This is a genomic window from Streptomyces sp. NA04227, from assembly GCF_013364195.1.
GTDB lineage: Bacteria > Actinomycetota > Actinomycetes > Streptomycetales > Streptomycetaceae > Streptomyces.
The window spans coordinates 3,138,886-3,162,896 of the sequence record NZ_CP054918.1; the positions used below are offsets into that span (position 1 = coordinate 3,138,886).

A 24,011-nucleotide genomic window follows, 5' to 3' on the forward strand; every position below is an offset into this window, starting at 1 on the left:
GGCGTGTAGGCAGGCGGGCCCGCGGCGGACCCGGCGCGGATCAGCCGTCGGCCGCCGCGAACCAGGTGTCGGCCAGGGCGGTCAGGGTCTGCCGCGGCGGTGCGGGCAGTTCGCGGAGGTACCAGGGCAGATTGCTGTACACGTGCAGCAGGGTGTACGCGAGAAGGTGCGCGGGCTCGAAGCCGCGGCCGTAGGCGCGGCAGAGGCGGGCGAGCAGGGCCGGGTCGCCGCGGGTGACGAAGAGGCCGACGGCGACGAAGTCGTAGGCCCGGTCGCCGATCATGGCGGGCTCGAAGTCGAAGAGGCCGGTCAGACGGCGGTCCGCCGGGTCGATCAGCAGATGCTGGCTCATGAACTCGGTGTGCAGCAGACAGGGCCGCGTCTCCACCGGCAGTTCGACGCCGTCCAGGAACGCGGGGATCTGCTCCACCCAGGACTCCGGCAGTTTCCGCTCCCGCTGCTGTGCGACGGCGCCCGCCCGCTGCCGCGCCACGAAACCGCCCCAGTCCCCCGGGCCGAGGAGGTCGGCGAGCGGGGCGGGATCCAGAGCGTGCAACGCGGCGAGGGTCTGACCGGCCTCGGTCACGACCCGCTCGCGTGCGGCGCGCCCGAGTCCGTCCCAGGCGGTGGCCAGGCCCTCGCCGCGCAGCCGGGACATCCATACGTAACGCCAGCCGTTCTCGTACGTACCCGCGCCCCGCAGTTCGGGTGTCGCGACGGGCAGCCTGCCCCCGAGGTGGCCGAGCATCGAGGCCTCGGCCACGCCGTCCTGCGCCGCCGCGGCCGGGAAGAGCTTCAGTACGTCGTCGTCGCCCACCGCGTAGACCGGCTGGGAGCCCTCCGGGAACCGCACCAGCGGTCGGCCGCCGAGCCCGAGCCGGGCACAGAGGTCCGCGACGCCGGGGCGCATCACGGCTTCGTCCGGGACGACGGTGTCCCGCTGTTCGTCGGTCTCCACCAGGGGCAGCATGCGCGCACGCTAGAGCGCCGCACGTCACAGCGGCAACGGAGATTCTCCGCACGGGCCGCCTCGTACGCGGGCATGTGGGCGCCCGTGTACGGGACTTGAGCCGCGACATCGCGACGAGAACGGTCAACAGGTCGTTCTCTGAACCCTGTTGACCGCTCTCGTACGCCGGAGCCGAAGTGAGCGGACGTCTGTAGCGCCTCGCGCCGTAGCGCCGGAAGTCCGTGGGTCAGACGTCCAGTTGGTCGGCGACCGCGCGCAGCAGACCGGCGATCTGTTTTCCGGCGGCCTTGTCCGGGTAGCGGCCCTTCTCGAGCGAGGGAGTGATGTTCTCGAGGAGGGTGGTCAAGTCCTGCACGATGGAGGCGAGTTCGTCGGGCTTACGGCGCTGGGCCGCGGCGACCGAGGGCGCCGGGTCGAGCAGCGTCACCGAAAGCGCCTGGTCCCCGCGCTGGCCCGCGACCACACCGAACTCGACGCGCTGGCCCGGCTTCAGGCTGTCTACGTCGTCGGGGAGTACGGAGGAGTGCACGAAGACGTCGCCGCCGTCGTCGCGGGAGAGAAAGCCGAAGCCCTTCTCGCTGTTGAACCATTTGACCTTGCCGGTGGGCATGAAGTCAGTCCTCGTCTTCGTACTCGATGTTCGTCTGTGCCGTTGTCGGCCGTGCAAAAGGTGCCCGGAGAGCAGGAGAGCGGGCCACGGGGCCCGCCGGGAACCGGAAAACAATGATCCCCGAGCCGACGGCGGGACGCCGCCGGTTTCTTCCTCCGGGCTGGGAACTACCCTGGTCCGGTGCGAGACAAAACCACGGACACATCCCCGGACAACTCCACGGGCGGCCCAGGCGACGCCACGGACGGCGACGTCGGCCCCGGCGAGAAGCTGGTACGCATCGGAGCGGCCGTCTTCGCCGTGGGCATGATCGCCACTGTCGTCACCGTGGTCCCCCTGCTCCTGGACACCACACCGTTCCCCACGTTCATGTTCCTGCTCAGCATGCTCATGGGCGTCGGCTTCCTGATCTCCGGCATCGGCCTGATCCAGTCGATCTCCGCCCAGCGCCGCGCGGCCCGCACCGCGCGGGAGGCGCGCGCCGGACGGTAGGGCGACGGACAGCAGGGCGGCGGGGACGGCTGGAAGTCGTGCAGTAGGCGGCTGACAGTAAGGACGCCGCCGGGCAGGCAGTCGTCGGGCGGCGGGCAGCAGCGGAACCAGCGCGGCGGCGGGGCGGCTCAGCCCGTGTACCCGGCGAACCACTGCGGGAAGCCGGTCAGGTCGTCGAGCAGTACGTCGGCGCCCTCGGCCCGCAGCTCCGCGGGGCTGCACGGCCCCGTCGGCACCGAGACGGCCAGCGCGCCCGCGGTGTGCGCGCCGCGTACGTCGGCGGTGTGATCGCCCACGTACACCGTGGCCCCGTGCTCGCGCAGCGCCACCGACTTCGCCTCCGCCCACAGCCAGCCGATCAGCGCGTCGGGCTCCAGGCCGAGGTGGGTCAGGTGCAGCTCGGCGAGCGGCTGGGACTTGGCGGTCACCACGATCGCGCGCCCGCCCCGCTCTCGTACGGCGGCCAACGCCTCCTGCGCGCCCGGCAGCGCCTTGCTGGTGGCGATCGCGGTCTCCGGGTAGATCGCGCGGTAGCGGTCGGCGGTCTCCTTGATGGCCTCGTCGGGGAACCAGTGCGCGAGTTCCTGTTCCAGCGGCGGGCCGAGGCGGCTGACCGCGAGGTCGGCGTCGATGTAGGTGCCGGTCTCCGCGGAGAGGGCACGGTAGGTCGCGTGGATGCCCGGCCGGGTGTCGACCAGGGTCATGTCGAGGTCGAAGCCGACAGTGGGGGCGACGGAAGAGGCAGCGGCGTAGCTGGGGGTAGCCATGGGGCCGATTCTGCCGAGCGGGGACGGGGGCGGATCGACCGGGGGGCCGCAGCCACCCGCCGGTACGGGACGCGTCTGCCGGGGTTCATCTTCCGCTTGCTTGCTGCTTGCGCTCGCTTGCGGGTTCCGGTGGGTCGTGAGTACCGGTGGCTCGCCCCACCCCCGCCCCTCCCGCTCACTTCCCGCGCTGCGACCGCCACACGACGAAGAGTGCGGAGGTGATCGCGGCGGCCCGCAGCACCCACGGCCAGGTCTCGGCGATCGCGTCGCTCATCTGGCCTTCCGCGATGGCCTCGCCCCAGCGGCCCCGGGACCGGCCCCACAGCCAGACGCAGCCGCCCGCGAGGCTGAGGCCGGGCAGGACGAGGACCGCGGCCTTCGCCTCGGCCCGGGTCAGCTTCCGCGAGAGCCAGACAAGGAGCCAGCCCACGCCGAGGGCGACGGGCTCACCGGCCACCGCGCCCGCGAACAGCGTGGCGGCGGCGAGCAGCAGCAGCGGGTTGCGCCAGCCGCCCACCGGCAGCCGCATCCGGCGCCGGGAGCCTGCCTCCTCACCGTCGTCCGCGTCGGCCTCGTCGTCCGCGGCCTCGTCCTCGACGGGCGCCGACCCGGCGGCCTTGCCCGCGTCGCCCTTGGACAGGTCGGCCTTCTGCGGCGGCGGCTTCAGTATCTCGGGGATCTCGATCCCGCCGACGAAGCCGGGCACCCGCTCCCCCGGCCCGAGGGGGTTGCCGTCGACCCGCCACCAGTCGGGCTCGGGCCCGCCGCGACCGATCTCGTCGAGGCCCGCCAGATGCGGCGGCGAGGGCACGTCCGAGAGTGGCTGGGCAATGTGGACACCGTCGTCGGAGCCGGTACGCGGACGGGGCGCACGACGGCGCAGTCCGCGCGGCAGCAACCCGTGCGGTTCCTGCGGTTCCTGTGCTCCGTGCGAGCCGTGCGGCCCCTGTGAGGAGTCCTCGTCCGGCCGCCCGTCGCCGCCCCGGTCCCTGCCCTTGCCTTTGCCCTTGCCGCCCGGCCCGGTCCCGTCCTCGTCGTTGCCCCGCACCCGGCCCAGCGCACCGAGTCCGCTCAGCCCGCCGAGCCCGTTCTTGCCGCCGAGCCCGGCCAGCCCGCTCAGCCCGTCGAGCAGCGAGCGCCGGGGGCTCGACGTCTCGGTGAATCCGCTGCGACCTCCGCCGCCTACGCCGCCTCCGCCTCCGCCCCCGTCACCCACGCGCTGCACGGGCACGGCGGCACCCGCCGACACACCACCGCGCCCACCCCGCCCAGAACCGGAACCGGAACCGGATCCAGAACCCGAACCGGAGCCAGTTCCGGAGCCCCTTCCGGAACCCGAGCCATCACCATCCTCGTAAGCACTACCAGCACCGCCCCCGGAATCCCGCCCAAAACCAGAACCGTAATCAGCCCCCGAACCGGAACCAGACCCGGAACCGAACCCGGAGTCGGAACCGGAACCGGAACCGGACCCGCCCCCACCCCCCGCCGCCGAAACCAGATCATCCGGATCACCAAGCCGGGCCAACAACCGGCGGACCGCCGCCGGGTTGTCCTCGGAGGTTCTCGCGCGGCTGCGTTCGATCTCGGTGCGCAGGCCGGAGACCAGCCGCATCCGGTCGGCCGACGGCAGTTGCCGCTGCTGGGCCAGGTCGCCGACCCGGCTCAGATAGTCGAAGACGAGCTGATCGCTCTCGATCCCCACGAAGTCCCTCCGATCCCCACGAAGTCCCTCCGGGCCCCTCGAAGTCCCCTTGGGGGCGCGTGCGTTGGCATTCCCCGCCGACCGACGGTACCGCGCCGGAGCCGGGCTCCGTGCGTACCGCGCCCGCACGTGGGGGCGCACACACCTGCCCGCGTGCGCCCCCACGTGTCACCGGCACCCGCTACGGTGGGCCGAGTGAGCAGTGACGTACCGGCGGCCGGGTCCGCCGTCCCCGAGGGGTACGAGGACGCGGCGGGCAGCGGCGCGCCCCGCTCGCTCGCCCAGTCCCTGCGCGCACACGACGACGCCGCCCTGGCCGCACTTCTGCGCGCCCGCCCCGATCTGCTCTCGCCCGTGCCGGGCGACATGAGCCAGCTCGCCGGACGGGCGGGCACCCGTGCCTCCGTGGTCCGCGCGGTGGAGCGCCTGGACCGGTTCGCCCTGCAGACCGCCGAGGCCCTGGCGGTCGCCCCCGACCCGGCCACGTACGAGGAACTGCTCGGTCTGATGGCGGGCAGCGAACCGGATCAGCGGGTGGCGAAGGCGCTGCCGCGTGCGCTCGGCACGCTGCGCGAGCAGGCACTGGTCTGGGGTGAGCCGGACCGGCTCCGCCTGGTCCGCACGGCGCGCGAACTGCTCGCGCCCAGCCCGCAGCACCCCTCCCCGACCGGGCTCGGGCCGACCGTCGCCGAGGCGGCCGCCGGGATGTCGCCGGGCCGGGTGCAGGAGATCGTGACCGCGGCCGGGCTCGCGCGTACGCACGACTCGGTGTCCGCCACGGCCGCGCTCACCGGACTGTTCACCGACCCCGGGCGGATGGCCGCCCTGCTCGCCGACGCCCCGGCGGCCGCGCACGAGGTACTGCAGCGGCTCACCTGGGGCCCGCCCTACGGCAAGGTCACCGCGGAACCGGCCGCCCATCTGCGCTGGCTGCTCGACCGCGGACTGCTGCTGCCCTCCCCCAGACTTCGTCCGGGGGGACCCCCATCACCGGGCACCGTGGTGCTGCCCCGCGAGGCCGCCCTGCATCTGCGCGCGGGCCGGGCGCACCGCGCCACCGACCCCGAGCCGCCCGAGCCCGCCGCGGTCGGTACGTACGGCGCGCGGGTGGTGGACGCGACGGCCGCCGGGCAGGCGCAGACGGCGCTGGCCACCGTCGAGGAACTGCTGCGCGACTGGGACGAGGGCGGCCCCTCGGTACTGCGCGCGGGCGGACTGAGCGTGCGCGACCTCAAGCGCACCGCCAACGCCCTGGACGTCACCGAGCAGTTGGCCGCCTTCTGGGTCGAACTCGCCTTCTGCGCGGGCCTGTTGGCCTCCGACGGCGAAGCCGACGAACGTTTCGCGGCCACCCCCGCCTACGACGAATGGCGTGAACTGCCCGACTCCGCCCGCTGGTCCGCCCTGGTCGCCGCCTGGCTGACGGCCACCCGTGCGCCGGGCCTGGTCGGCGGACGGGACGCCAAGGACCGCACCCTGTCGGCGCTCGGCCCGGGCCTGGACCGCTCGGCGGCGCCCGAAGTACGCCACCGCGTACTGGAGTTGCTGGCCGCCCTGCCCGAAGGCACCGCCCCCGCACCGGAGTCGGTGCTCGCCCGCCTCGCCTGGGAGCGCCCCCTGCGCGGCGCGGCCACCCCGGGCCGGGGCGCGGGCGAGGGCCGCACCGAACAGACGGGCCGTACGGACGCGGCGGACCGTACGGACACAGCGCTCCACGCGGACCCCGGCGCGCCGGACGAGTCACGCACCCGCCAGGACGATCTGCGCTCCCGGCTCGCCCGCTGGACCCTCCAGGAGGCCGAACTCCTCGGTGTGACCGGGCGGGGCGCCCTGTCCGCGCACGGCAGGGAACTGCTCGTGGGCGAGGGCAGGGGACCGGCCCGAAGCCGCGAAGAGGCGACGGGTTCGGGCGTCGTGAGCGCGGTCTCGGCGGCCGTGGCGGCGGACCGTGCGGCCCGGCTGCTCGCGCCGCTGCTGCCGGAGCCCGTCGACGAAGTACTGCTCCAGGCGGACCTGACCGCCGTCGCGCCCGGCCCGCTGCGGCGGCCGCTCGCCCACACGCTGAGCGTGCTGGCCGACGTCGAGTCCAAGGGCGGCGCCACCGTCTACCGCTTCACCCCGGGCTCGGTGCGCCGCGCCCTGGACGCCGGGCACGCCGCCGCCGAACTGCACGCCTTCCTCGCCGCGCACTCGCGCACCCCGGTGCCGCAGCCGCTGGCGTATCTGATCGACGACGTCGCCCGCCGCCACGGCCACCTGCGGATCGGCGCCGCCTCGGCGTACGTACGCTGCGACGACGAGTCCGTACTCGGCGAGATCATCGCCGACCGCCGCAGCCAGGCACTGCGGCTGCGGCGGCTCGCGCCGACCGTGCTCGTCGCGCAGACCGACCCGGCCACCCTGCTCGAAGGGCTGCGGTCGATGGGCTTCGCCCCGGCCGCCGAGTCCCCCGAGGGCGATGTCCTGGTCAGCCGCGCCGACTCGCACCGCACCGGCCCGCGCACCCCGCCGGAACCGGTGCCGGAGGGCCCGCCGCTGCCGGACGCCACCCTGCTGCGGGCCGCCGTACGCGCCATCCGCGCGGGCGACCTCGCCGCCACCGTCCCGCGCCGCGAGGTGCCCGAGCAGTCCGGCGAGCTCCCGCGCACCAGCTCGGCGGAGACCCTGGCCACCATGCAGGCGGCGGTGCTCACCAACGAAGCGCTGTGGATCGGGTACGTCAACGCCGAGGGCACCGCGAGCCAGCGGGTGATCGCCCCGATCCGCGTCGAGGGCGGCTTCGTCACGGCCTTCGACCACACCGCCGACGAGGTACGGACGTACCCGCTGCACCGCATCACCGGGGTCGCGGAGCTCGCCGGGGGCTGACCCCGCGGCTCGACCAGGCCGACCGGGGCGATCCCCGCGCCCGACGTCCACCTCGGGCTACGACCCTGCTCCACCGCAGGTCACCGGCGATTTCCCGGCCCCCGCCCACCTCTCCCGTGCGACTTTCGTCCGCGTCCTCCCACCTACGAGGGAGGAGATTCGCAGACCTCAGCGGGACGCCCGGGGCCCTCCCCGGCTGGGAGTGTCGAAGCAGTGAGGCACTCCCGAGCGATGAGGTACTTCCCGTGTCCATCCCCCACCCCCCGAGCAGCGGTACGGCCACCGCACAGCCGCAGTACGGACAGCCGCCGCAGGCAGCCCGGCCGCAGACCGCACCGCCGCAGACAGCAGCGCCCCAGACCGACGGCTCGACCATGGTCCTGACCGGCGGCAACCGGATCGAGGGCCGTTCGATCGAGATCGACGGTCTGACCAAGCGCTACGGCGAGAAGACCGTCGTCGACAATCTGAGCTTCACGGTGCGTCCCGGCATCGTCACCGGCTTCCTGGGCCCCAACGGCGCGGGCAAGTCCACCACGATGCGCATGATGCTCGGACTGGACCGTCCCACCGCGGGCGGCGTCCGGATCGACGGCAAGCCGTACCCGCTCCTGAAGGACCCGCTGAAGTACATCGGCGCGCTCCTGGACGCCAAGGCGATGCACGGCGGCCGCAGCGCGTACAACCACTTGCTGTGCCTGGCCCAGAGCAACGGCATCCCGCGGTCGCGGGTGGACGAGGTCATCGACACGGTCGGCCTGACGGCGGTGGCCAAGAAGAAGTCGAAGGGCTTCTCGCTGGGCATGGGCCAGCGGCTCGGGATCGCGGGCGCGCTGCTCGGCGATCCGCGGATCCTGATGTTCGACGAGCCGGTCAACGGACTGGACCCCGAGGGCATCCACTGGATCCGCAACCTGATGAAGTCCCTTGCCGCACAAGGCCGTACCGTCTTCGTCTCCTCCCACCTGATGAGCGAGATGGCACTGACCGCCGACCACCTCGTCGTCATCGGCCAGGGCCGCCTGCTCGCCGACACCTCCATGGCCGAGTTCATCCGCCAGAACTCCCGCTCCTACGTACGCCTGCGCTCGCCGCAGCAGGAGCAGCTGCGCGACGTCCTGCACCAGGCGGGCATCCACGCCCAGCCGGCCGGTGACGGCGCGCTGGAGGTCGACGGGGTCGCGGTCGAGCGGCTCGGGGAGATCGCCGCCGGACACCACGTCGTCCTGCACGAACTCAGCCCGCAGAAGGCCTCCTTGGAGGAAGCCTTCATGCAACTCACCGCGGAATCCGTGGAGTACCACGCCTCCTCGGCGCCGCGCCCCGGCTGGGCACAGGCGAACGGACCGCAGCAGCACGGCGGAGCAGCCCCGCAGGGCGCGCCGCAGCACACCGGAAGGAAGTTCTGATCATGGTGACCGCACAGGCGTGCCGGTCCGAGTGGACCAAGATCCGCACCATCTCCTCGACGATGTGGACGCTCTCCCTCGCGGCGATGGTGACCATCGCCCTGGGCGCGGTGATCAGTGGATTCGCCGCCAAGGGCTTCGACGACATGAGCCGGGCCGACCAGCTCGCCCTCGACCCGACGAACATCAGCTTCTCCGGGACGATGCTGGGCCAGCTCGCGCTGATCGTCTTCGGTGTCCTGGTGGTCGGCAACGAGTACAGCACCGGAATGATCCGCACCTCGCTCACGGCCGTACCCAACCGCGCGACCTTCCTGTTCAGCAAGATCACCGTGGCCGCGGCGCTGGCCTTCGCGGTCTCGCTGGTGACCAGCTTCGTGACGTTCTTCCTCGGCCAGGCACTGCTCGGCGACCACGCCGCGTCCCTCGGCGACAAGGGCGTCCTGCGCGCGGTGATCGGCGCGGCCCTTTACATGACCCTGATCGCGCTCTTCTCGATGGGCGTGGCCGCGATGCTGCGCAGCCCGATGCTCGCGCTCGGCATCCTGATGCCGTTCTTCTTCCTGGTCTCCAACATCCTCGGCGTCGTCCCGGCCACCGAGAAGTTCGGCGAGTACCTGCCCGACCAGGCCGGTTCGGCGATCATGAAGGTGGTCGAGACGGACGGCGGCGCCTCGTACGGCCCGGTGGGCGGACTGCTCATCATGTGCCTGTGGGTAGCCGCCGCACTGACCGGCGGTTACCTGACGCTGAAGCGCCGGGACGCCTGAGGCTGCGTCAGGGCGCGGCGCGGGGACCTCACAGCGACGGCGGCGGCAGTGGCCCGGTACATTACGGGCGCTGCCGCCGCCGTCGCCCGCCGCGGCGCGATGTGCGCGACGAGAGGGAGTCACTCATGCAGGACCTGACGTCCGAGGACCCCCAATGGATCGGTGGCTACCGTCTGTTGGGCAGGCTGGGCGCCGGTGGCATGGGACGCGTCTACCTGGCCAGGTCCGAGGGCGGCCGTACGGTCGCGGTCAAGCTGGTGCAGGGCGAACTGGCCGACCAGGCCGAGTTCCGGGAGCGGTTCAGGCACGAGGTGGCGGCGGCCCGCCGGGTCGGCGGCCGGTGGACGGCGCCCGTACTCGACGCGGACACCGAGGCGCCGCGCCCCTGGGTGGCCACCGGCTACATACCCGGCCCCTCCCTCCTGGAGGTCGTCAAGGACCTGCACGGACGGCTGCCCGAGCAGTCGGTACGCGTCCTCGCGAGCGGTCTCGTCCGGGCCCTGAACGACATCCACGGCGCGGGCATAGTCCACCGCGACCTCAAGCCCTCCAACATCCTGGTCACCCTGGACGGCCCCAGGGTCATCGACTTCGGTATCGCACGCGCCCTGGAGACCGTCGCGGGCGGACAGCTCACCAGTACCGGCGCGGTGATCGGCTCGCCCGGCTTCATGTCGCCGGAACAGGTGCGGGGCCACCGGGTGACCGCGGCCAGCGACGTGTTCTGCCTCGGCTCGGTACTCGCGTACGCGGCGACCGGACGGATGCCGTTCGGCTCGGCGGAGAGCGGGATGCACGCCCTGATGTTCCGGATCGTCTCCGAGGAGCCGGACCTCGACGGCCTCCCGCCGGGCCCGATGCGCGACCTGATAGCGGGCTGTCTGGCCAAGGACCCCGAGCAGCGCCCGGGCATGCCCGAACTCCTGGAACTCACCGGCTCGTTCACGGACGGCAGCCGCGCCTGGCTGCCCGCCGAACTCACCGCCTGGCTCGGCCAGCACGCCGCCCGCCTCCTCGACGCCGAACTCCCGCAGCCCCTTCCGGCACATCCGCCCGCACCCCATGAGCACGGCCACCCCGCAGCCCCGGACGGCCACCCCGCAGCCCCGGGCGGAACGATGCGGTTGCGGCCCACCACAGCGGCTCCCGGACCCGGGGCGGGCTTCGGGCCGGGACCCGGGCCGGGCTTCGGCCCCAACTCCGGCTCCGGGCCGTCGTCCTGGCCCGGCTGGGGCCCGAACTCCTCCGGCCCCTCGGGCTCTTCGGGCGCGGGCTCCCACTCCGGCCAGACCACCCGCCCCCGCCCCGTACCCAAGTCGCCCCGGGGACTGTCGACTTGGCTTGTCCTCACGCTCTGCCTGACCACGCTCGGCTCGATCGTCACCCTCCAGTACGACTTCGCGCTGTACGGCGAGCTCATGGACGTCACGAGCTCCGCCGTCCCCAGCGCCCAGCAACCGGCGGAATTCAAGGCGCTCAAGAAGGACGGCGGCGGGGCACCCGTGTGGGCGGATGTCCTGGTGTTCCTGTTCGCGTTGCCGACGGTCGTGCTGTGGCTGTGCTGGTTCCGGCGGGTGCGCCTGAACGCGGAGGCCTTCGCACCGCGCGGGCACCGGCTCGGCCGCGGCTGGGCGCTCGGCTCCTGGTTCGTACCGGTGGCGCATCTGTGGATCCCGATGCAGATCACCCACGACATCTGGAAGGCGAGCCTGCCCCCGGAGGAGGCCGAGACGCCGAGCTCCCACCGGGGCCAGGGCCGCAGGCGCCGCTCCACCGGCCCCTCGCGCAGGCTGCTGCACCTGTGGTGGGCGGCCTGGGCGGCCCAGCTCGCGATCATGTACTTCTCGAAGTCCTGGCTCACCTGGGACACCGCCGCCGACGCGAAGACCGCGCGGTCCGTCCTCGCGTTCACCCTCGCCGGGGAGGTCCTGGCGCTGATCGCGGCCGTGCTCGCGGTGATGGTGGTACAGCGTCTGTCGGCGATGCAGGACAGCCGCCTCGCCCCGCCGGAGACCCAACTTCCGTACGGGGCCGAGCCCTTTGGCGCAGCCCCGTCCCCCTACGGGAGCGGTGGAGTTCACTCGTCGTAGTGGATCGTGCCGTCCTCGTCCATGGTCGGGTGCATCTTCATGGGGCCGTAGGAATCCTGATCGGAGGGGCGGGGCGTCTCCGGCCCGTCGGGGCCGACGCGGACCAGCCGCTCGATGCGGCAGATCCGGAACAGGCTGCCGTCCACCCGCACTTCGTTGGCGCGCTCCGCGGCCTTGAACTCCTCCGCGGCCCGCGTGTAGGCCGCCCGCTGCGCATCGTCGAAGTCGTAGAACATGGGCCAGATCTCCGTCATACCGCTGTACAGCAGCCTGCGGGCGTCGTGCGGGGTGGCCATGAAGGCTCCACGTGGCGCCCACCCCTTCTCGCTCCGCTCGACCACACCGAAGGCGACGGGCAGCAGGACGATGCCGGGATGGGTCCGCACCGCGCGCTCGGAGTCCTCGCGTACGTCGGCGGGGAAGCGCGCGCCCGCGTACGCGAAGCCCCGCAGCCCCAGCCTCAGAGCGCCCGCCGCGAGTCCGCCCCCGCTGCCGTCCGGGTCCAGGAGGAAGTCCTCGTCGCACGCCGTGGTGCCACTGCGATGCTCCCATGACCGGTCGGCCGGTTCACGGTCCGTCGGCCGGGGCGGCTCCAGGCCGTCCTCGCCGATCCGCGACACCTGGTCCCCGCGCACCACTCGGTAACGCAGGCCCAGGGCCTCCACCTCGTCGACCGGCTCACTCTCCAACTTCGCCACTGCCGCCAGCAGTTCACGGCGTACGCCGGGGTCGTCGGTGTCGTCCTTGGCCCTGAACCACAACAAGGAGTTGAGCCCGTCCCGGGCCTCCTGCGGTGCGCCACCGGAGAGCGACTCCACCACCCGCCACGGCTCATCGGTCCGCGGATCCTGCACGGCGACCCCGAACACCGGCCCACGCACCGCGAGTTGCGGATACCGGACCGAGGCATCCATGGCATCCGCCTCGGCCACCATCTCGGCAGGGTCGTCACGGCTCACCAACCCCGCGTGGAGCTGGTCCAGTTCTCGCTTCCAGTCATCGACCATGCACACATTGTTGCGGGCCCGAGGGGGAAAGCGGAGCCGAATGTTCAGCTTGCGCCGAACTCCTCGCACCTGACGGCGGAAACGAACGACGACCAGACACCGGACTCGAAGACAACCGCAGGGCCGAAGGGGTTCTTCGAGTCACGCACCGGGACCATGCCGGGGAAGTTGTCGGCGACCTCTACGCAGTTGCCGCCGTCCGTGTTGCTGTACGAACTCTTACACCACGCTGCGGAGCTCAGATCGATGGATCTCACTGCGTTTCCTCCATGAACTGATGATCAACTCGCCTGACTCGCGCGAAGACAGCAGCGAAACCGCCGAGTCAGCCCGCGCCGAAACCCTCGCCCCTGACAGCGGAAACGAACGACGACCAGACACCCGACTCGAACACAACCACCGGGCCGAACGGGACCTTCGAATCACGCACCGGGACCACGCCGGGGAAGTCGTCGGCGACCTCTATGCAGTTGCCGCCGTCCTGGTTGCTGTAGCTGGACTTACGCCACCTCGCGGCGCTCACATCGATTCGACGGGCTCGCACAGGGCTTCCTCCATGAACTGAGTGATCAACTCGCCTGACTCGCGCGGAGACAGCGCGACATCGCGAAGGTGATCGTATGCCTTCCTTAGCCGGTCTACATCCCTTGTTTCTTCGACCAGATCACCGGAGTAACCGGTCTCTACATAGGCCACGGTGCGGCCGTCCGGCAGCCACAAGAACATGGTGTCCGTATTGGTCAGCCCGTGCAGGCCAGCTGAGGACGGGGCCACTTGGACGGCCACGTTCGGCCGCTCGTTGATCTGGCGCAGGTGTGCCAATTGCTCACGCCAGTCTGCGATATCCACCAAGGGACGACGCAAGACCGCCTCGTCAAGGATGGCCCGGAACTGCGGCTGGTCCTCACGACTGAGGAGGCTCTGTCGCCCCACCCGGGCCGTGACATCGTCCGCGAGAGCCTGCTCATCCATCGGCCCCGCCGCCTTGAGCAAGTCACGTGCGTACGCCGGAGTCTGGAGCAAACCCGGAACGATACTCGGGGCGTATTGCTGAAGCCCCATCGCCTCCGCCTCCAACGCCATGTACCGCCGGTACCGCTCCCGAAACTGGCTCGGGTCCCGAATCGCCAGTTCCCACAGCACCACCAAGTGGGTCGTCCCGTAGAACTTGTCCAATTCCTGGGCGAGTTCGGGGCCGCCGAGCGTCTTGCCGTGCTCCATGTGTCCGAGGTGGCTGTGGTCGCAGCACACGGCCTCACCCAGTGCACGGAGAGACACCTTGCGAGCTCTGCGCAGCGCGGACAACTCCTGCGCGTAGCGGGCCCTGGGGGACTGGCTGCGACCCGTCACCGGGCGTCGTGGCGGCATCGAGAACACCTCGCTTCGTGGGATTTGTTGGTCAAGCACTCCTGCACGTGGCTCAAGGTCCGGCAACCGGGGCGGGCGCCATTTCCTTGCCTCACGCTGGTAACCGTAAGGCCACGCAGGGTAATTGTCAGGCGAACGGAAGGAGCGGGCGCTATGGCGGCACAGCGGCCGAAAACGCAGGCGGCGCGGGAAGCGGAAGAGCTCTGCGACGAGTTGAGGACGGCGCTTCGGGCCGTGGGGGTGACACTGCCCTCGGTGCGCGTCGATCCGGTGCTGTGGGGTGACGAACAGTCCGTTCCCTCGCTCATCGACCTGGGGCGTTGCAACTTCGGCACCGCGCGTCGCCTCGTCGAAGTGGTCAGCAAGGAGCGGGAGTTGTGAAGCCAACCGTCGAATGGATCCCTCGGGTGGACCAGGTGACCACGTGCGGACTCGGCGGTACAACGGCCTTGGTGGTCAGTGCCCGGCTGCCCCGGAACTGGAGGGCGCCGCGACTGCGCTGCACCCTGGACGCCGAGCCCGTCGCCGCCCGGACCGCACGCCATCTCGTTCGCGCCTGCTTCGCGGGCAGGCTGAGCGCGAACGTCGTCGCCGACGCCTGCCTGGTCCTCACCGAACTGGTCACCAACGCCGTGACAGCCATAGGGAGTTGTGGCGCCGTGGAGTTCGGCGCCTGGGTGGCGGCCGACGGGGCGGTGGTGGTCCAGGTGATCGACCAGGCGGTGGGCGAGCCGAGGAAGCGGTACGAAGAGGTCCACGACGGACACGAAGACGTCCTCGGCGGACACGAAGAGACCTGCGACGGAGACGCCGAGAGCGGGCGAGGGCTGCTCCTGGTCGAGACGCTCACCCAGGACTGGGGCTGGCACCCGGTCCCGGGCGGGAAGGCGGTGTGGGGTCTCGTCCCTGCCGCCGGCAGTGGGCGGAGCGCGGTCCCGGAACTCAGCAACTCTCCCCTCTCCACGGTCCCGTGACGGGACTCGTCTCGAACTCCCCCATCCGCACGACGGGTTGGGTTCCGTTCAGATCGTGATGCAGCCGGAAGACGTCGAAGCGGTTGTAGTGCCCGACGATGTCGTGCATCTGCTTGGGCTGGATACAGCGGGCCAGGTCGATCTCCGCGTACGCGATGCCCTCCTCGTTGACGAGGGGCTCGCCCAGCGGGCGGCCGTCGGGGCCGAAGATGCCGGACAGGGCGCTACGGGGGCGGCGCATCGTCTCGGCGACGGCGGGATCGTGGGTCGCCGCGAGCGCGGCCATCTCCTCGGTGACGGTCGAACAGGCCACCAGCGAGAAGAGTTTGCCCTCGAAGCAGTGCGCGGCTGCGCGGATGGCGATCGCCTCGGACATGTCGTAGTCGGCGGGCGCCACCGGCAGGGCGATATAGCTCGCGACATGGACGAGCTCCCCTTGGGCGAGCAGCGCGAACCTGGCGAGCGTGTTGGTGTTCTCGCCGCAGGAGAGGACACCGAGTGGGCCCACCGGCGTGTGGTGCACCCGTACCGAACTCCCGTCACCGCCGGTCCAAGTGAGCTTCTCCGCCCAGGTGGGCACCAGTTTGCGGTGCACCCCGAGCAGGGCCCCGTCCGACCCGATGACCAGCATGCTGTTGTAGAGCACACCGAGGCTGTGCGCACCCCGCTCGTTGACCCCGATGACGACCGTGCTCCCGGTCGCGGCAGCGGCGGCCCGCAGCGCGTCCACCTCCGGGCCCGGCACATCGATGGCGGCCCGGTACAGCCGCTCGTACAGCGGTGACCCCTGCACCGGGTTCATGGTCCAGTTCCAGTACGGGTACCCGGGCACGAACACCTCGGGGAACGCGATGAGTTCGGCTCCGTGCCGTGCCGCCTCGTGGATCAGCGAGACGGCCTTGCGGACGGTGGCCCCGGTGTCCAGGTAGACCGGCGCGGCCTGGACGGCGGCCGCGGTGAACCGGGGGAACTCGGCCGAGCGGGAGAAGCGGTGGCCCGCCTCGGGGCCCGGGGCGGGCGGGGGCTGCGGGTGGGAGGGAGGACGCGGAGGGGAGGGATGCGAGTGAGAGGAGTGCGGGTGGGAGGGATGCGGGTGAGAGGAAGGCTGCATCTCAGTCGCTCCTTTCGCTTTCGGTGCGGGCCGCGCTCGGTTCGGCGGCTACGGAACCGCCCGGCCGCCAGCGGTGGTGGATCTCGGGGGCCGGGGCGGGCCGCAGGGTCAGGGCGGGGCGTTCGCGGCCGCCGGTGGGGGGCGGGGTGCGGCCGGGCAGCAGATGGCGGGGCCAGGCGGCGCCGGGTCCGTGGTGGCCGAGGTCCGCCGCAGCGTGCAAAGTCCAGGCGGGATCGTGCAGTTGGGCACGACCGAGCGCGACCAGGTCCGAACGGCCCGCGAGCAGCGTCGTGTTGACGTCGTCGTACGAGCCGTACCCGCCGACCGCGATCACCGGCACGCCCGCACCGGCGCGGACGCGGGCCGCCAGCGGGGTCTGGTAGGTGCGGCCGTAGGCCGGTCGTTCGTACGGTACGACCTCGCCGCTGGACACCTCGACGGCGTCGGCGCCCGCCTCGCGCAGTGCCGCCGCGATCCGTACCGCGTCCTCGACGGTGGTACCCCCCTCCGCCCAGTCGACCGCGGAGATCCGGACCAGCAGGGGCTTGTGCGCGGGCCAGGCGGCGCGTACGGCCCGCAGCACCCGCAGCGGGAAGCGCAGACGCCCCGCCAGGTCGCCGCCGTGGACGTCGCCGCGGTGATTGGTGAGCGGCGACAGGAACGAGGACAGCAGGAAGCCGTGCCCGGCCTGGACCTCCACCACGTCGAACCCGGCCGCGTCCGCCCGTACGGTCGCCGTCTTGAACTCCTCCTCTACGAGCGCGAGTTCGGCTTCGGTGAGCGCGTGCGGCACGGCATGTCCGGCTGCCCACGGCTCCGGTGACGGGCCGACCGTGCGCCAGCCGCCGCCCTCCGGAGCGAGCGGCGCGCCGAGCACACCCGCCTCGGGGATCGCCGTGGAACCCTTGCGGCCACTGTGGTTGAGCTGCACACCGAGCGCGGCGCCGCTGTGCTCGTGCACCAGCCTGGCGATCCGCCGCCAGGCGGTGACCTGGGCGTCGTCCCACAGCCCGGGGCAGCGGGGCGTGACCCGGCCCACCGGGCTCACCGCCGTCATACCGGTGAGCACGAGCCCGGCCCCGCCGAACGCGGCCTGCCCGAGATGCGCCAACTCGACGTCGCCGACCAGTCCTTGGGGACTCGCGGTGTAGGAGGCGACCGGGGCGGCGACGATGCGGTTGGGCAGGTGCAGGGCGCCGAGTCGGTAGGGCTGGAACATGGGGGGCGCGGGGGGTGCGGGAGGCACGGCATGCCTCTCCGTAAGCCCCTCGGCGGCCCGCTCGGCGAACCACTGCTCCAGACGGTCCGCGTACGCCGGGTCGCGGGTGCGCAGGCTGCCGTGGGTGACGCGGCGGCTGCGGGTGAGCAGGTTGAAGGCGAACTGCTCCGGTTCCTGGCCGACTTCGTGCCCGAGCTGCTCGAACCATTCGAGGCTGGCCTGCGCCGCGCGCTGGGTGGATTCGACCACGGGCCTGCGGGCGTCCTCGTAGCGGGCGAGCGCGGTGGGCAGGTCGACGGGCAGGTCGGGGGGCTCGGCGGTCAGGGCGGCGGCCAGCGCGAGCGCGTCCTCCACGGCGAGCTTGGTGCCGGAGCCGATGGAGAAGTGGGCGGTGTGCGCGGCGTCGCCGAGGAGCACCAGATTGCCGTGCCGCCAGATGCGGTTGCGCACCGTGGTGAACCGCAGCCAGCGCGAGTTGTTGGTGAGCAGCCGCCGCCCGCCGAGGTGTCCGGCGAGCAGCTCAGCACAACGTGCGACGCTCCCCTCGTCGCTCTCGCCGGGCCCCAACTCCTGTGCCGCGAGCGCCTCGAAGCCCGCAGCACGCCAGGTGGCGGAGGCCAACTCCACGATGAACGTGGACCGTTGGGCGCTGTATGGGTAGGCGTGCACCTGCACCGGCCCGTACCGCGTCTCGGCGACAAGGAAGGTGAACGCCTCCAGCGGGTGGTCGACGGCGAGCCACATGTACCGGCAGTCGCGAACGTCGAGCCGGGGCTGGAAGACATCGGCGTACTTGGCGCGGGTCGCCGAGTGGACCCCATCGGCGGCGACCACCAGGTCGTACTCGCGGGCGAGTTGGTCGGCGGGCGGCGCGGCGGTACGAAAGCGCAGGTCCACGCCGAGTTCCCGGCAGCGGTCCTGGAGGATCCCGAGCAGGCGACGTCGCGAGAGCGCGGCGAAGCCGTTGCCGCCGCAGGTGCGGACGGTACCGCGGTAGTGGATGTCGATATCGCTCCAGCGGGCGAACTCGGCCCGCAGCGCGGCGAATACGCGAGGGTCGGCGTCCGCGATCCCGCCGAGGGTCTCGTCGGAGAAGACCACACCGAAGCCGAAGGTGTCGGCCGGGTCGTTGCGCTCCCAGACCGTGATCCGCCGCGCGGGGTCCAACTCCTGTGCGAGCGCGGCGAAGTAGAGCCCGGCGGGTCCGCCGCCGATCACGGCGATACGCATCAGGTGGCCGCTTCCGCGTCCGCCGCGCCCACGCCCGCGCCCGCGCCCGCGCCCGCGCCCGCGCCCGCATCGGCAACGGTGCCGGTAGCCGCACCCGCACCCGCACCCGCATCGATGTCGGTATCGGTTTCCTCATCCGGACCCCCATCCGAATCCCCATCCGCGAACGCCTGGCGCACCTCCGGCGGCCAAGGCCCGGCCGCGGCGGCCTCGGGTTCGGCGTGCGCCACGACCAGTCGGCCCTCGGCTGCGAGACCGGCCGCCGAGCGGACCTGGAAGGCGTAGCCGAGGGAGGTGCGGCCGAGGCGTTCCACCCGCAGATGGGTGGTGATCTTCTCGCCGAACCAGAGGCGGGCGCGGTAGTCGACCTCGTACCGCACCCGCGGCGTACGGCCGAAGAGCCACTGGAGCCCGTGCGCCCGCAGCAGCTCGGCCTCGGCGACCTCCACCCAGCGCAGGATCGCCGAGTGGTGCTGGTGTCCCGCGGCATCGGTGTCGTGCCACTCGACGCGGCGTTCGAGGACGACGGACCGCCCGGGGGGAGCCGGGGCGGCGGAGGCGTCGGGGCGGGGCGCGGACCGGGAATCCGGTCGGGCGCCAGGTCGAGAATCCGGTGAATTCATCAGGTTCCTCCAGCCTCTTGACACTTTCGACGTTATAGCGTGACGATGACGACCGTCAACAAAGTGAAATGAAGATCGAGGACGGCCGGGGGTTACGGGGCACGTCCGGAAGCAACGGGGAGCGGCGGACCGAACGGACTGGAGGCGCGGGCGATGACGTACAGCGACGATGTGCCGGGCCGGGCACGGGTCGGCGACTCGGCGGACCTGGCGGCGTACTACGCACGGCTGGCCGGGCACGAGGCCGGTGCGCTGTGGACGGTGGCCAACGAGATCGAGCCCTGGTACCCGCAGCCGAAGTCGGTGCCGGTGCTCTGGTCGTACGAGAAACTGCGGCCGCTGGTGCTCGAATCGCTCTCCCTGGTCACCGGCGACGAGGCCGGGCGGCGCGTGGTGATGCTGGTCAACCCGGGCCGCAGGGATGTCTCGGCGGCGGTCGGCATGCTCTACACGGGACTTCAGGTGATGGGCCCCGGCGAGGCGATGACCGCCCACCGGCACCAGGCCTCGGCGCTGCGGTTCGTGGTCGAGGGCCAGGGCGCCTGGACCATCGTGGACGGCCAGAAGCTGCGGGTGGGCCCGCGCGACTTCGCGATCACCCCGAACTGGACCTGGCACGAACACGGCAACGAGAGCCCGGTGGCCGACGGCGGCCCCGTCATCTGGCAGGACGGCTTGGACATCCCGCTGGTCAACGCCCACGACGCGGGCTTCTACGAGGTCCACCCGGAGCTGTACCAGAAGCCGCGCCCGGTGGTGAACTCCTCACTGCTCACCCACGGCGCGGGCGAACTGCGCCCCTGGGGCTTCGAGGACGACTGGCACAGGCCCTACTCGCCGCTGTTCGCCTACCCCTGGGAACAGACGTACCCGGCCCTGCTCAACGCCGCCCGGGCAAGCGGGGGTTCGCCCTACGACGGCATCATCATGGAGTACAGCAACCCGCTGACCGGCGGCTCGGTGATGCCCACCATGGGCGCCCATCTGCAACTGCTGCGGCCGGGCGAGGCCACCGAGGCGCACCGGCACACCGGGTCGGTGGTCTACAACGTCGCCAAGGGCAGCGGGAGTTCGGTGATCGCCGGGCAGCGCTTCGACTGGCACGAGGGCGACATCTTCGCGGTGCCGTCCTGGGCCTGGCACGAGCACGCGAACGCCGGCGGCTCCGACGACGCGGTGCTCTTCTCCTTCAACGACTTCCCCGTGATGCGCTCCCTCGCGTTCTGGCGCGAGGAGGCGTACGCCGCCAGCCCCGAGAACCCGGGCAACGACGGCCACCAGCAGCTGAGTTGAACCCGACCGGCCCGGCCGGACCTCTTGTCCGGACCTCTTGTTCCGTACCGAGGAAGTACCCCGAGGAAGTGGAGTGCCCATGCTGCTCGTCAGCTTCGTCCACGACGGCGCGAGCCCCAGGCTGGGGGTGCGGCGGCAGGACACGGTGATCGACGTCGCGGCGCTCGCCGCCGAGTACGGGGTCGACCTGCCCGCGCCCGGCGACCTGGCCTGCGTCGGCGACGCCGTACGCGGTGGGGGTGAACTCCGCGTCGTACTGGACGAGTTGCTGGCACGCCCCCTGCCGCCCACAGCCTGCCTGCCGCTCGCCGAGGTGACCCTCAAGGCCCCACTGCGCCCCGGAAAGATCGTGGGCGTCGGCCTCAACTACACCGAACACGTGGCGGAGTCGGCGCGCGCCCTGGACACCGACAGTGAACTCCCGCAGCGGCCGGTCCTGTTCAGCAAGCCCACCACGGCGGTGGTCGGGCCCGAGGAGCCGATCCTGCACAACGGCGACCTCACCGCCCAGCTCGACTGGGAATGCGAACTCGCCGTCGTCATCGGGAAGACGGCCCGCCGGGTGAGTGCCGAGGACGCCCTCTCGTACGTCTTCGGCTACAGCGTCGTCAACGACATCAGCGCCCGCGACCAGCGGCGCGGCGGCCAGTGGTTCTTCTCCAAGGGCCAGGACTCCTACGCGCCGCTGGGCCCCGCCGTCCGCACCGCCGACGAACTGCCCGACCCGCACGTCCTGGGCCTCACCCTGCGCGTCAACGGCGAGGTGAAGCAGAAGGGCAGCACCCGCCACATGCTGTTCCGGGTGCCCGAACTCATCGCCGACATCAGCTCCGGTATGACACTGGAGCCCGGCGACGTCATCGCCACCGGCTCCCCCGCCGGGGTCGGCGCGAGCTTCACCCCGCAGCAGTTCCTGCGGCCCGGCGACGTGGTGGAGGCGAGCATCGAGTCGATCGGCACCCTGCGCAACCCGGTGGTCGACGCCCGATGAACGCGCCCGGACGCCAACTCCCCTACCGCATCGGGCAGATCGTGCCCAGTTCCAACGTCACCATGGAGACCGAGATCCCGGCTCTGTTCCGGGCCCGGGAGCGGGTGGCGCCGGAGCGGTTCACCTTCCACTCCAGCCGGATGCGGATGAAGCAGGTGCGCCCCGAGGAACTGGCCGCGATGGACGACGAGGCCGGGCGCTGCGCCGCCGAACTCTCCGACGCCCGGGTGGACGTCCTCGGCTACGCCTGTCTGGTCGCCGTGATGAGCCAGGGACACGGCCACCACCGCACCGCACAGCGGGAGTTGGCGGAGGTGACCCGGCACAACGGGGCACCGGCCCCCGTCGTCACCAGCGCGGGCGCCCTGGTCGGCGCCCTGCACACGCTCGGAGCGCGCCGGATCGCGCTGGTCGCGCCGTATGTCCGGCCGCTCACCGAGACCGTGGTCGACTATCTGCGCCAAGAGGGCATCGAGACAAGCGACTTCACCGCCCTGGAGATTCCGGACAACCTTCGGGTCGCGGCCCACGACCCGGCCCTGCTGCCGTCGATCGTGCGCGGCCTGGACCACCGGGGCGCCGACGCCGTCGTCCTGTCGGCCTGCGTCCAACTGCCCTCGCTCGCCTACGTCCAGGCGGTGGAGGACGAACTCGGCAAGCCCGTCCTGTCCGCCGCCGTCGCCACCGCCCACCACCTGATGCGCGCCCTGGACCTGCCCGCCGTCGCCCCCGGCGCGGGCCACCTGCTCTCCGGCGCCTACGCGGACGCGCCCGTGACCAACTGATCAGCACGGCTCGGAGAATCACAGCAGCGGCCACCGTCACGGGGAGCGGCGGCCCGAGAAGGGAGCCCGCGATGCGGCTGTCCGCTTCGGCGCACCACGACACCTTCTGCCGCGACCATCTGCCCCCGCCCCGGCAGTGGCCCGCGTTCCACTTCGACCTCCCCGAACTGCACTACCCCGAGCGCCTCAACTGCGCCCAGGTCCTCCTCGACGGCGCCCTCGGCCGCTTCGGCCCCGACCGGCCCTGCCTGCTCTCGCCCACCGAGACCTGGACGTACAGCGAACTCGCCGCCCGTACCAATCGCCTCGCCCGGCTGCTGACCGAGGACCACGGCCTGCGCCCCGGCAACCGGGTCCTGCTGCGCGGCCCCAACACGCCGCTGCTCGCTGCCTGTTGGCTGGCCGTGGTCAAGGCGGGCGGCGTCGCGGTCACCACGGTGCCACTGCTGCGCGCCCGCGAACTTGAGGCCCTGACCCGGCTCACCCGCCCCACGCTCGCCCTGTGCGACCACCGCTTCCTGTCCGAACTGCACGCAGCGGCACCGGAGTTGGAGACCCTCTCGTACGGAGACTCCATCTCGCCCGACGACCTGGCGCACCGCTCGGAGCGCAAGAGCAGCGACTTCACCGCCGTCGACACGGCCGCCGACGACGTCGTCCTGCTCGGCCCCACCTCCGGCACCACCGGCCGCCCGAAGGCGACCATGCACTTCCACCGGGACGTACTGGCCAACGCGGACACCTTCTCCCGGCACATCCTGCGCCCGACCCCCGAGGACGTGTTCACCGGCACCCCGCCGCTCGGCTTCACCTTCGGCCTCGGCGGACTCCTCGTCTTCCCGCTGCACTGCGGCGCCGCCACCCTGCTCCTGGAACGGGCCACGCCCACCGAACTCGCCGACCACTGCGCGGCCCACGGCGCGACGGTCCTGTTCACCGCCCCGACCGCGTACAAGGCAATGCTGGCGGCGGGCCGCGCCTCCGTCCTGGCCCGGCTGCGCCGCTGCGTCTCGGCGGGCGAGCACCTGGCCCGCGCCGTCTGGGAGGAGTTCCACCGGCACACCGGCCTGCGCATCATCGACGGCATCGGCGGCACCGAACTCCTGCACATCTTCATCTCCGCCGCCGACGACGACATCCGCCCCGGCGCCACCGGCCGCGCCGTCCCCGGCTACCGCGCCGCCGTCCTGGACGCCACCGGCGCACCGGTCCCCGACGGCACCCCCGGCCGCCTCGCCGTCCAGGGCCCCACCGGCTGCCGCTACCTCGACGACGACCGGCAACGCGCCTTCGTCGAGGACGGCTGGAACATCACCGGCGACACCTATGTCCGCGACGCCGAGGGCTACTTCTGGTTCCAGGCCCGCAGCGACGACATCATCGTCTCCTCCGGCTACAACATCGCCGCCCCCGAGGTCGAAGAGGCCCTGCTCCTCCACCCCGACGTCGCCGAGGCCGCCGTGGTGGGCGTCCCCGACGAGGAACGCGGCGCACGCGTCAAGGCGTACGTGGTCCTGCGCGACGGCACCGCCCCGGACACAGCGAAGGCCACCGAACTGAAGACCTTCGTCAAACACACCATCGCCCCGTACAAATACCCCCGCGAACTGGCCTTCCTCACCGAACTCCCCCGCACCCCGAACGGCAAGGTCCAGCGCTACCGCCTGCGCGAGGGCCCCCTCCCGGCAGGCGAGGCCGAGTGACGGGCCACCGCCCACCGGCCCGTTGA

Annotated in this window: 22 protein-coding genes and 1 pseudogene; 11 read left to right on the plus strand and 12 right to left on the minus strand. The window is 72.0% G+C overall.

Going from position 1 to position 24,011, the window contains the following annotated elements:
* Positions 1–40 precede the first annotated feature (40 nt).
* Positions 41–970: an aminoglycoside phosphotransferase family protein gene (locus tag HUT18_RS13335; protein WP_176100716.1), complete on the minus strand. Its 930-nt coding sequence runs from the start codon at positions 968–970 to the stop codon at positions 41–43.
* A gap of 226 nt (positions 971–1,196) precedes the next feature.
* Positions 1,197–1,580 carry a cold-shock protein gene (locus HUT18_RS34185; protein WP_176100718.1) on the minus strand — a complete coding sequence of 128 codons (384 nt, stop codon included), beginning with the start codon at positions 1,578–1,580 and terminating at the stop codon, positions 1,197–1,199.
* Between the two features lie 270 nt (positions 1,581–1,850).
* Between HUT18_RS34185 and HUT18_RS13345 the strand changes: the two genes are divergently transcribed.
* A complete protein-coding gene (locus HUT18_RS13345) occupies positions 1,851–2,072 on the plus strand; it encodes a hypothetical protein (protein WP_176104491.1) in 222 nt (73 codons plus the stop codon).
* Between the two features lie 128 nt (positions 2,073–2,200).
* On the opposite strand, the gene HUT18_RS13350 is transcribed toward HUT18_RS13345, so the two are convergent.
* The 3 genes and pseudogenes from HUT18_RS13350 to HUT18_RS33740 form a co-directional block, all read right to left on the minus strand.
* Positions 2,201–2,839: an HAD family hydrolase gene (locus HUT18_RS13350; protein ID WP_176100720.1), complete on the minus strand. Its 639-nt coding sequence runs from the start codon at positions 2,837–2,839 to the stop codon at positions 2,201–2,203.
* 175 nt (positions 2,840–3,014) lie between these two features.
* A complete protein-coding gene (locus tag HUT18_RS13355) occupies positions 3,015–4,070 on the minus strand; it encodes a hypothetical protein (RefSeq protein WP_176100722.1) in 1,056 nt (351 codons plus the stop codon).
* A gap of 249 nt (positions 4,071–4,319) precedes the next feature.
* A pseudogene (locus tag HUT18_RS33740) lies at positions 4,320–4,544 on the minus strand (hypothetical protein); the annotation flags it as partial.
* 288 nt (positions 4,545–4,832) lie between these two features.
* On the opposite strand from HUT18_RS33740, the gene HUT18_RS13360 reads away from it, so the two are divergent.
* The 4 genes from HUT18_RS13360 to HUT18_RS13375 all read left to right on the plus strand — a co-directional run bounded on the left by HUT18_RS13360 (position 4,833) and on the right by HUT18_RS13375 (position 11,681).
* On the plus strand, positions 4,833–7,412 hold the full coding sequence (locus HUT18_RS13360; RefSeq protein ID WP_254879000.1) for a helicase C-terminal domain-containing protein: 2,580 nt from the start codon (positions 4,833–4,835) through the stop codon (positions 7,410–7,412).
* 374 nt (positions 7,413–7,786) lie between these two features.
* Positions 7,787–8,821: an ABC transporter ATP-binding protein gene (locus tag HUT18_RS13365; protein ID WP_176104492.1), complete on the plus strand. Its 1,035-nt coding sequence runs from the start codon at positions 7,787–7,789 to the stop codon at positions 8,819–8,821.
* Positions 8,822–8,823: 2 nt separating this feature from the next.
* Positions 8,824–9,591, plus strand: coding sequence for an ABC transporter permease (locus HUT18_RS13370; RefSeq protein ID WP_176100726.1), 768 nt, complete (start codon positions 8,824–8,826; stop codon positions 9,589–9,591).
* Between the two features lie 125 nt (positions 9,592–9,716).
* Complete coding sequence (locus tag HUT18_RS13375; protein WP_176100727.1) at positions 9,717–11,681, plus strand: DUF4328 domain-containing protein; 1,965 nt, start codon at positions 9,717–9,719, stop codon at positions 11,679–11,681.
* Here HUT18_RS13375 and HUT18_RS13380 read toward each other — a convergent pair.
* From HUT18_RS13380 to HUT18_RS13395, 4 genes are all read right to left on the minus strand, one after another.
* On the minus strand, positions 11,669–12,688 hold the full coding sequence (locus HUT18_RS13380) for a DUF5954 family protein (RefSeq protein WP_176100729.1): 1,020 nt from the start codon (positions 12,686–12,688) through the stop codon (positions 11,669–11,671). The genes HUT18_RS13375 and HUT18_RS13380 overlap by 13 nt on opposite strands.
* Positions 12,689–12,732: 44 nt before the next feature.
* Positions 12,733–12,945: a DUF397 domain-containing protein gene (locus tag HUT18_RS13385; RefSeq protein WP_176100731.1), complete on the minus strand. Its 213-nt coding sequence runs from the start codon at positions 12,943–12,945 to the stop codon at positions 12,733–12,735.
* Between the two features lie 68 nt (positions 12,946–13,013).
* The gene (locus HUT18_RS13390; RefSeq protein WP_176100732.1) at positions 13,014–13,232 is read right to left on the minus strand and encodes a DUF397 domain-containing protein; all 219 of its coding nucleotides are present in this window, start codon (positions 13,230–13,232) and stop codon (positions 13,014–13,016) included.
* Complete coding sequence (locus HUT18_RS13395) at positions 13,208–14,056, minus strand: helix-turn-helix transcriptional regulator (RefSeq protein WP_176100734.1); 849 nt, start codon at positions 14,054–14,056, stop codon at positions 13,208–13,210. Before HUT18_RS13395 ends, HUT18_RS13390 begins: the two co-directional genes overlap by 25 nt.
* Before the next feature lie 153 nt (positions 14,057–14,209).
* On the opposite strand from HUT18_RS13395, the gene HUT18_RS13400 reads away from it, so the two are divergent.
* Together HUT18_RS13400 and HUT18_RS13405 are read left to right on the plus strand one after the other, a co-directional pair.
* Entirely contained in the window at positions 14,210–14,437 is a 228-nt protein-coding gene (locus HUT18_RS13400; RefSeq protein ID WP_176100736.1) for a hypothetical protein, read from the plus strand.
* Positions 14,434–15,030 (plus strand): ATP-binding protein, encoded by a 597-nt coding sequence (locus tag HUT18_RS13405; protein WP_176100738.1) that lies wholly within the window; start codon positions 14,434–14,436, stop codon positions 15,028–15,030. Before HUT18_RS13400 ends, HUT18_RS13405 begins: the two co-directional genes overlap by 4 nt.
* Here the strand turns inward: HUT18_RS13405 and HUT18_RS13410 are convergent.
* From HUT18_RS13410 to HUT18_RS13420, 3 genes are read right to left on the minus strand one after another with little or no spacing between them, the layout of a single operon-like run.
* Positions 14,999–16,141 carry a carbon-nitrogen hydrolase family protein gene (locus HUT18_RS13410; RefSeq protein WP_176100740.1) on the minus strand — a complete coding sequence of 381 codons (1,143 nt, stop codon included), beginning with the start codon at positions 16,139–16,141 and terminating at the stop codon, positions 14,999–15,001. The two genes, HUT18_RS13405 and HUT18_RS13410, sit on opposite strands and share 32 nt — an antisense overlap.
* 1 nt (position 16,142) lies before the next feature.
* A complete protein-coding gene (locus tag HUT18_RS13415; protein ID WP_176100742.1) occupies positions 16,143–18,590 on the minus strand; it encodes an FAD-dependent monooxygenase in 2,448 nt (815 codons plus the stop codon).
* A complete protein-coding gene (locus tag HUT18_RS13420; RefSeq protein ID WP_176100744.1) occupies positions 18,590–19,213 on the minus strand; it encodes a thioesterase family protein in 624 nt (207 codons plus the stop codon). The genes HUT18_RS13415 and HUT18_RS13420 overlap by 1 nt, the downstream gene beginning before the upstream one ends.
* A gap of 153 nt (positions 19,214–19,366) precedes the next feature.
* Here HUT18_RS13420 and HUT18_RS13425 point away from each other — a divergent pair, with 153 nt between their 5' ends.
* From HUT18_RS13425 to HUT18_RS13440, 4 genes are all read left to right on the plus strand, one after another.
* The gene (locus HUT18_RS13425) at positions 19,367–20,506 is read left to right on the plus strand and encodes a cupin domain-containing protein (protein WP_176100746.1); all 1,140 of its coding nucleotides are present in this window, start codon (positions 19,367–19,369) and stop codon (positions 20,504–20,506) included.
* 79 nt (positions 20,507–20,585) lie between these two features.
* Positions 20,586–21,497 (plus strand): fumarylacetoacetate hydrolase family protein, encoded by a 912-nt coding sequence (locus HUT18_RS13430; protein ID WP_176100748.1) that lies wholly within the window; start codon positions 20,586–20,588, stop codon positions 21,495–21,497.
* A complete protein-coding gene (locus HUT18_RS13435) occupies positions 21,494–22,282 on the plus strand; it encodes an Asp/Glu racemase (RefSeq protein WP_303246542.1) in 789 nt (262 codons plus the stop codon). Before HUT18_RS13430 ends, HUT18_RS13435 begins: the two co-directional genes overlap by 4 nt.
* A gap of 71 nt (positions 22,283–22,353) precedes the next feature.
* Positions 22,354–23,985, plus strand: coding sequence for an AMP-binding protein (locus HUT18_RS13440; RefSeq protein ID WP_176100750.1), 1,632 nt, complete (start codon positions 22,354–22,356; stop codon positions 23,983–23,985).
* Positions 23,986–24,011: the final 26 nt, after the last annotated feature.

Excerpts from the sequence above, each read along its gene's own strand:
- HUT18_RS13400 (WP_176100736.1), top strand. The coding sequence starts at position 14,210 with ATGGCGGCACAGCGGCCGAAAACGCAGGCGGCGCGGGAAGCGGAAGAG.
- HUT18_RS13435 (WP_303246542.1), top strand. The coding sequence starts at position 21,494 with ATGAACGCGCCCGGACGCCAACTCCCCTACCGCATCGGGCAGATCGTG.
- HUT18_RS13335 (WP_176100716.1), bottom strand. The coding sequence starts at position 970 with ATGCTGCCCCTGGTGGAGACCGACGAACAGCGGGACACCGTCGTCCCG.
- HUT18_RS34185 (WP_176100718.1), bottom strand. The coding sequence starts at position 1,580 with ATGCCCACCGGCAAGGTCAAATGGTTCAACAGCGAGAAGGGCTTCGGC.
- HUT18_RS13370 (WP_176100726.1), top strand. The coding sequence starts at position 8,824 with ATGGTGACCGCACAGGCGTGCCGGTCCGAGTGGACCAAGATCCGCACC.
- HUT18_RS13420 (WP_176100744.1), bottom strand. The coding sequence starts at position 19,213 with ATGAATTCACCGGATTCTCGACCTGGCGCCCGACCGGATTCCCGGTCC.
- HUT18_RS13350 (WP_176100720.1), bottom strand. The coding sequence starts at position 2,839 with ATGGCTACCCCCAGCTACGCCGCTGCCTCTTCCGTCGCCCCCACTGTC.
- HUT18_RS13440 (WP_176100750.1), top strand. The coding sequence starts at position 22,354 with ATGCGGCTGTCCGCTTCGGCGCACCACGACACCTTCTGCCGCGACCAT.
- HUT18_RS13410 (WP_176100740.1), bottom strand. The coding sequence starts at position 16,141 with ATGCAGCCTTCCTCTCACCCGCATCCCTCCCACCCGCACTCCTCTCAC.
- HUT18_RS13395 (WP_176100734.1), bottom strand. The coding sequence starts at position 14,056 with ATGCCGCCACGACGCCCGGTGACGGGTCGCAGCCAGTCCCCCAGGGCC.
- HUT18_RS13365 (WP_176104492.1), top strand. The coding sequence starts at position 7,787 with ATGGTCCTGACCGGCGGCAACCGGATCGAGGGCCGTTCGATCGAGATC.
- HUT18_RS13430 (WP_176100748.1), top strand. The coding sequence starts at position 20,586 with ATGCTGCTCGTCAGCTTCGTCCACGACGGCGCGAGCCCCAGGCTGGGG.
- HUT18_RS13380 (WP_176100729.1), bottom strand. The coding sequence starts at position 12,688 with ATGGTCGATGACTGGAAGCGAGAACTGGACCAGCTCCACGCGGGGTTG.
- HUT18_RS13415 (WP_176100742.1), bottom strand. The coding sequence starts at position 18,590 with ATGCGTATCGCCGTGATCGGCGGCGGACCCGCCGGGCTCTACTTCGCC.
- HUT18_RS13425 (WP_176100746.1), top strand. The coding sequence starts at position 19,367 with ATGACGTACAGCGACGATGTGCCGGGCCGGGCACGGGTCGGCGACTCG.
- HUT18_RS13375 (WP_176100727.1), top strand. The coding sequence starts at position 9,717 with ATGCAGGACCTGACGTCCGAGGACCCCCAATGGATCGGTGGCTACCGT.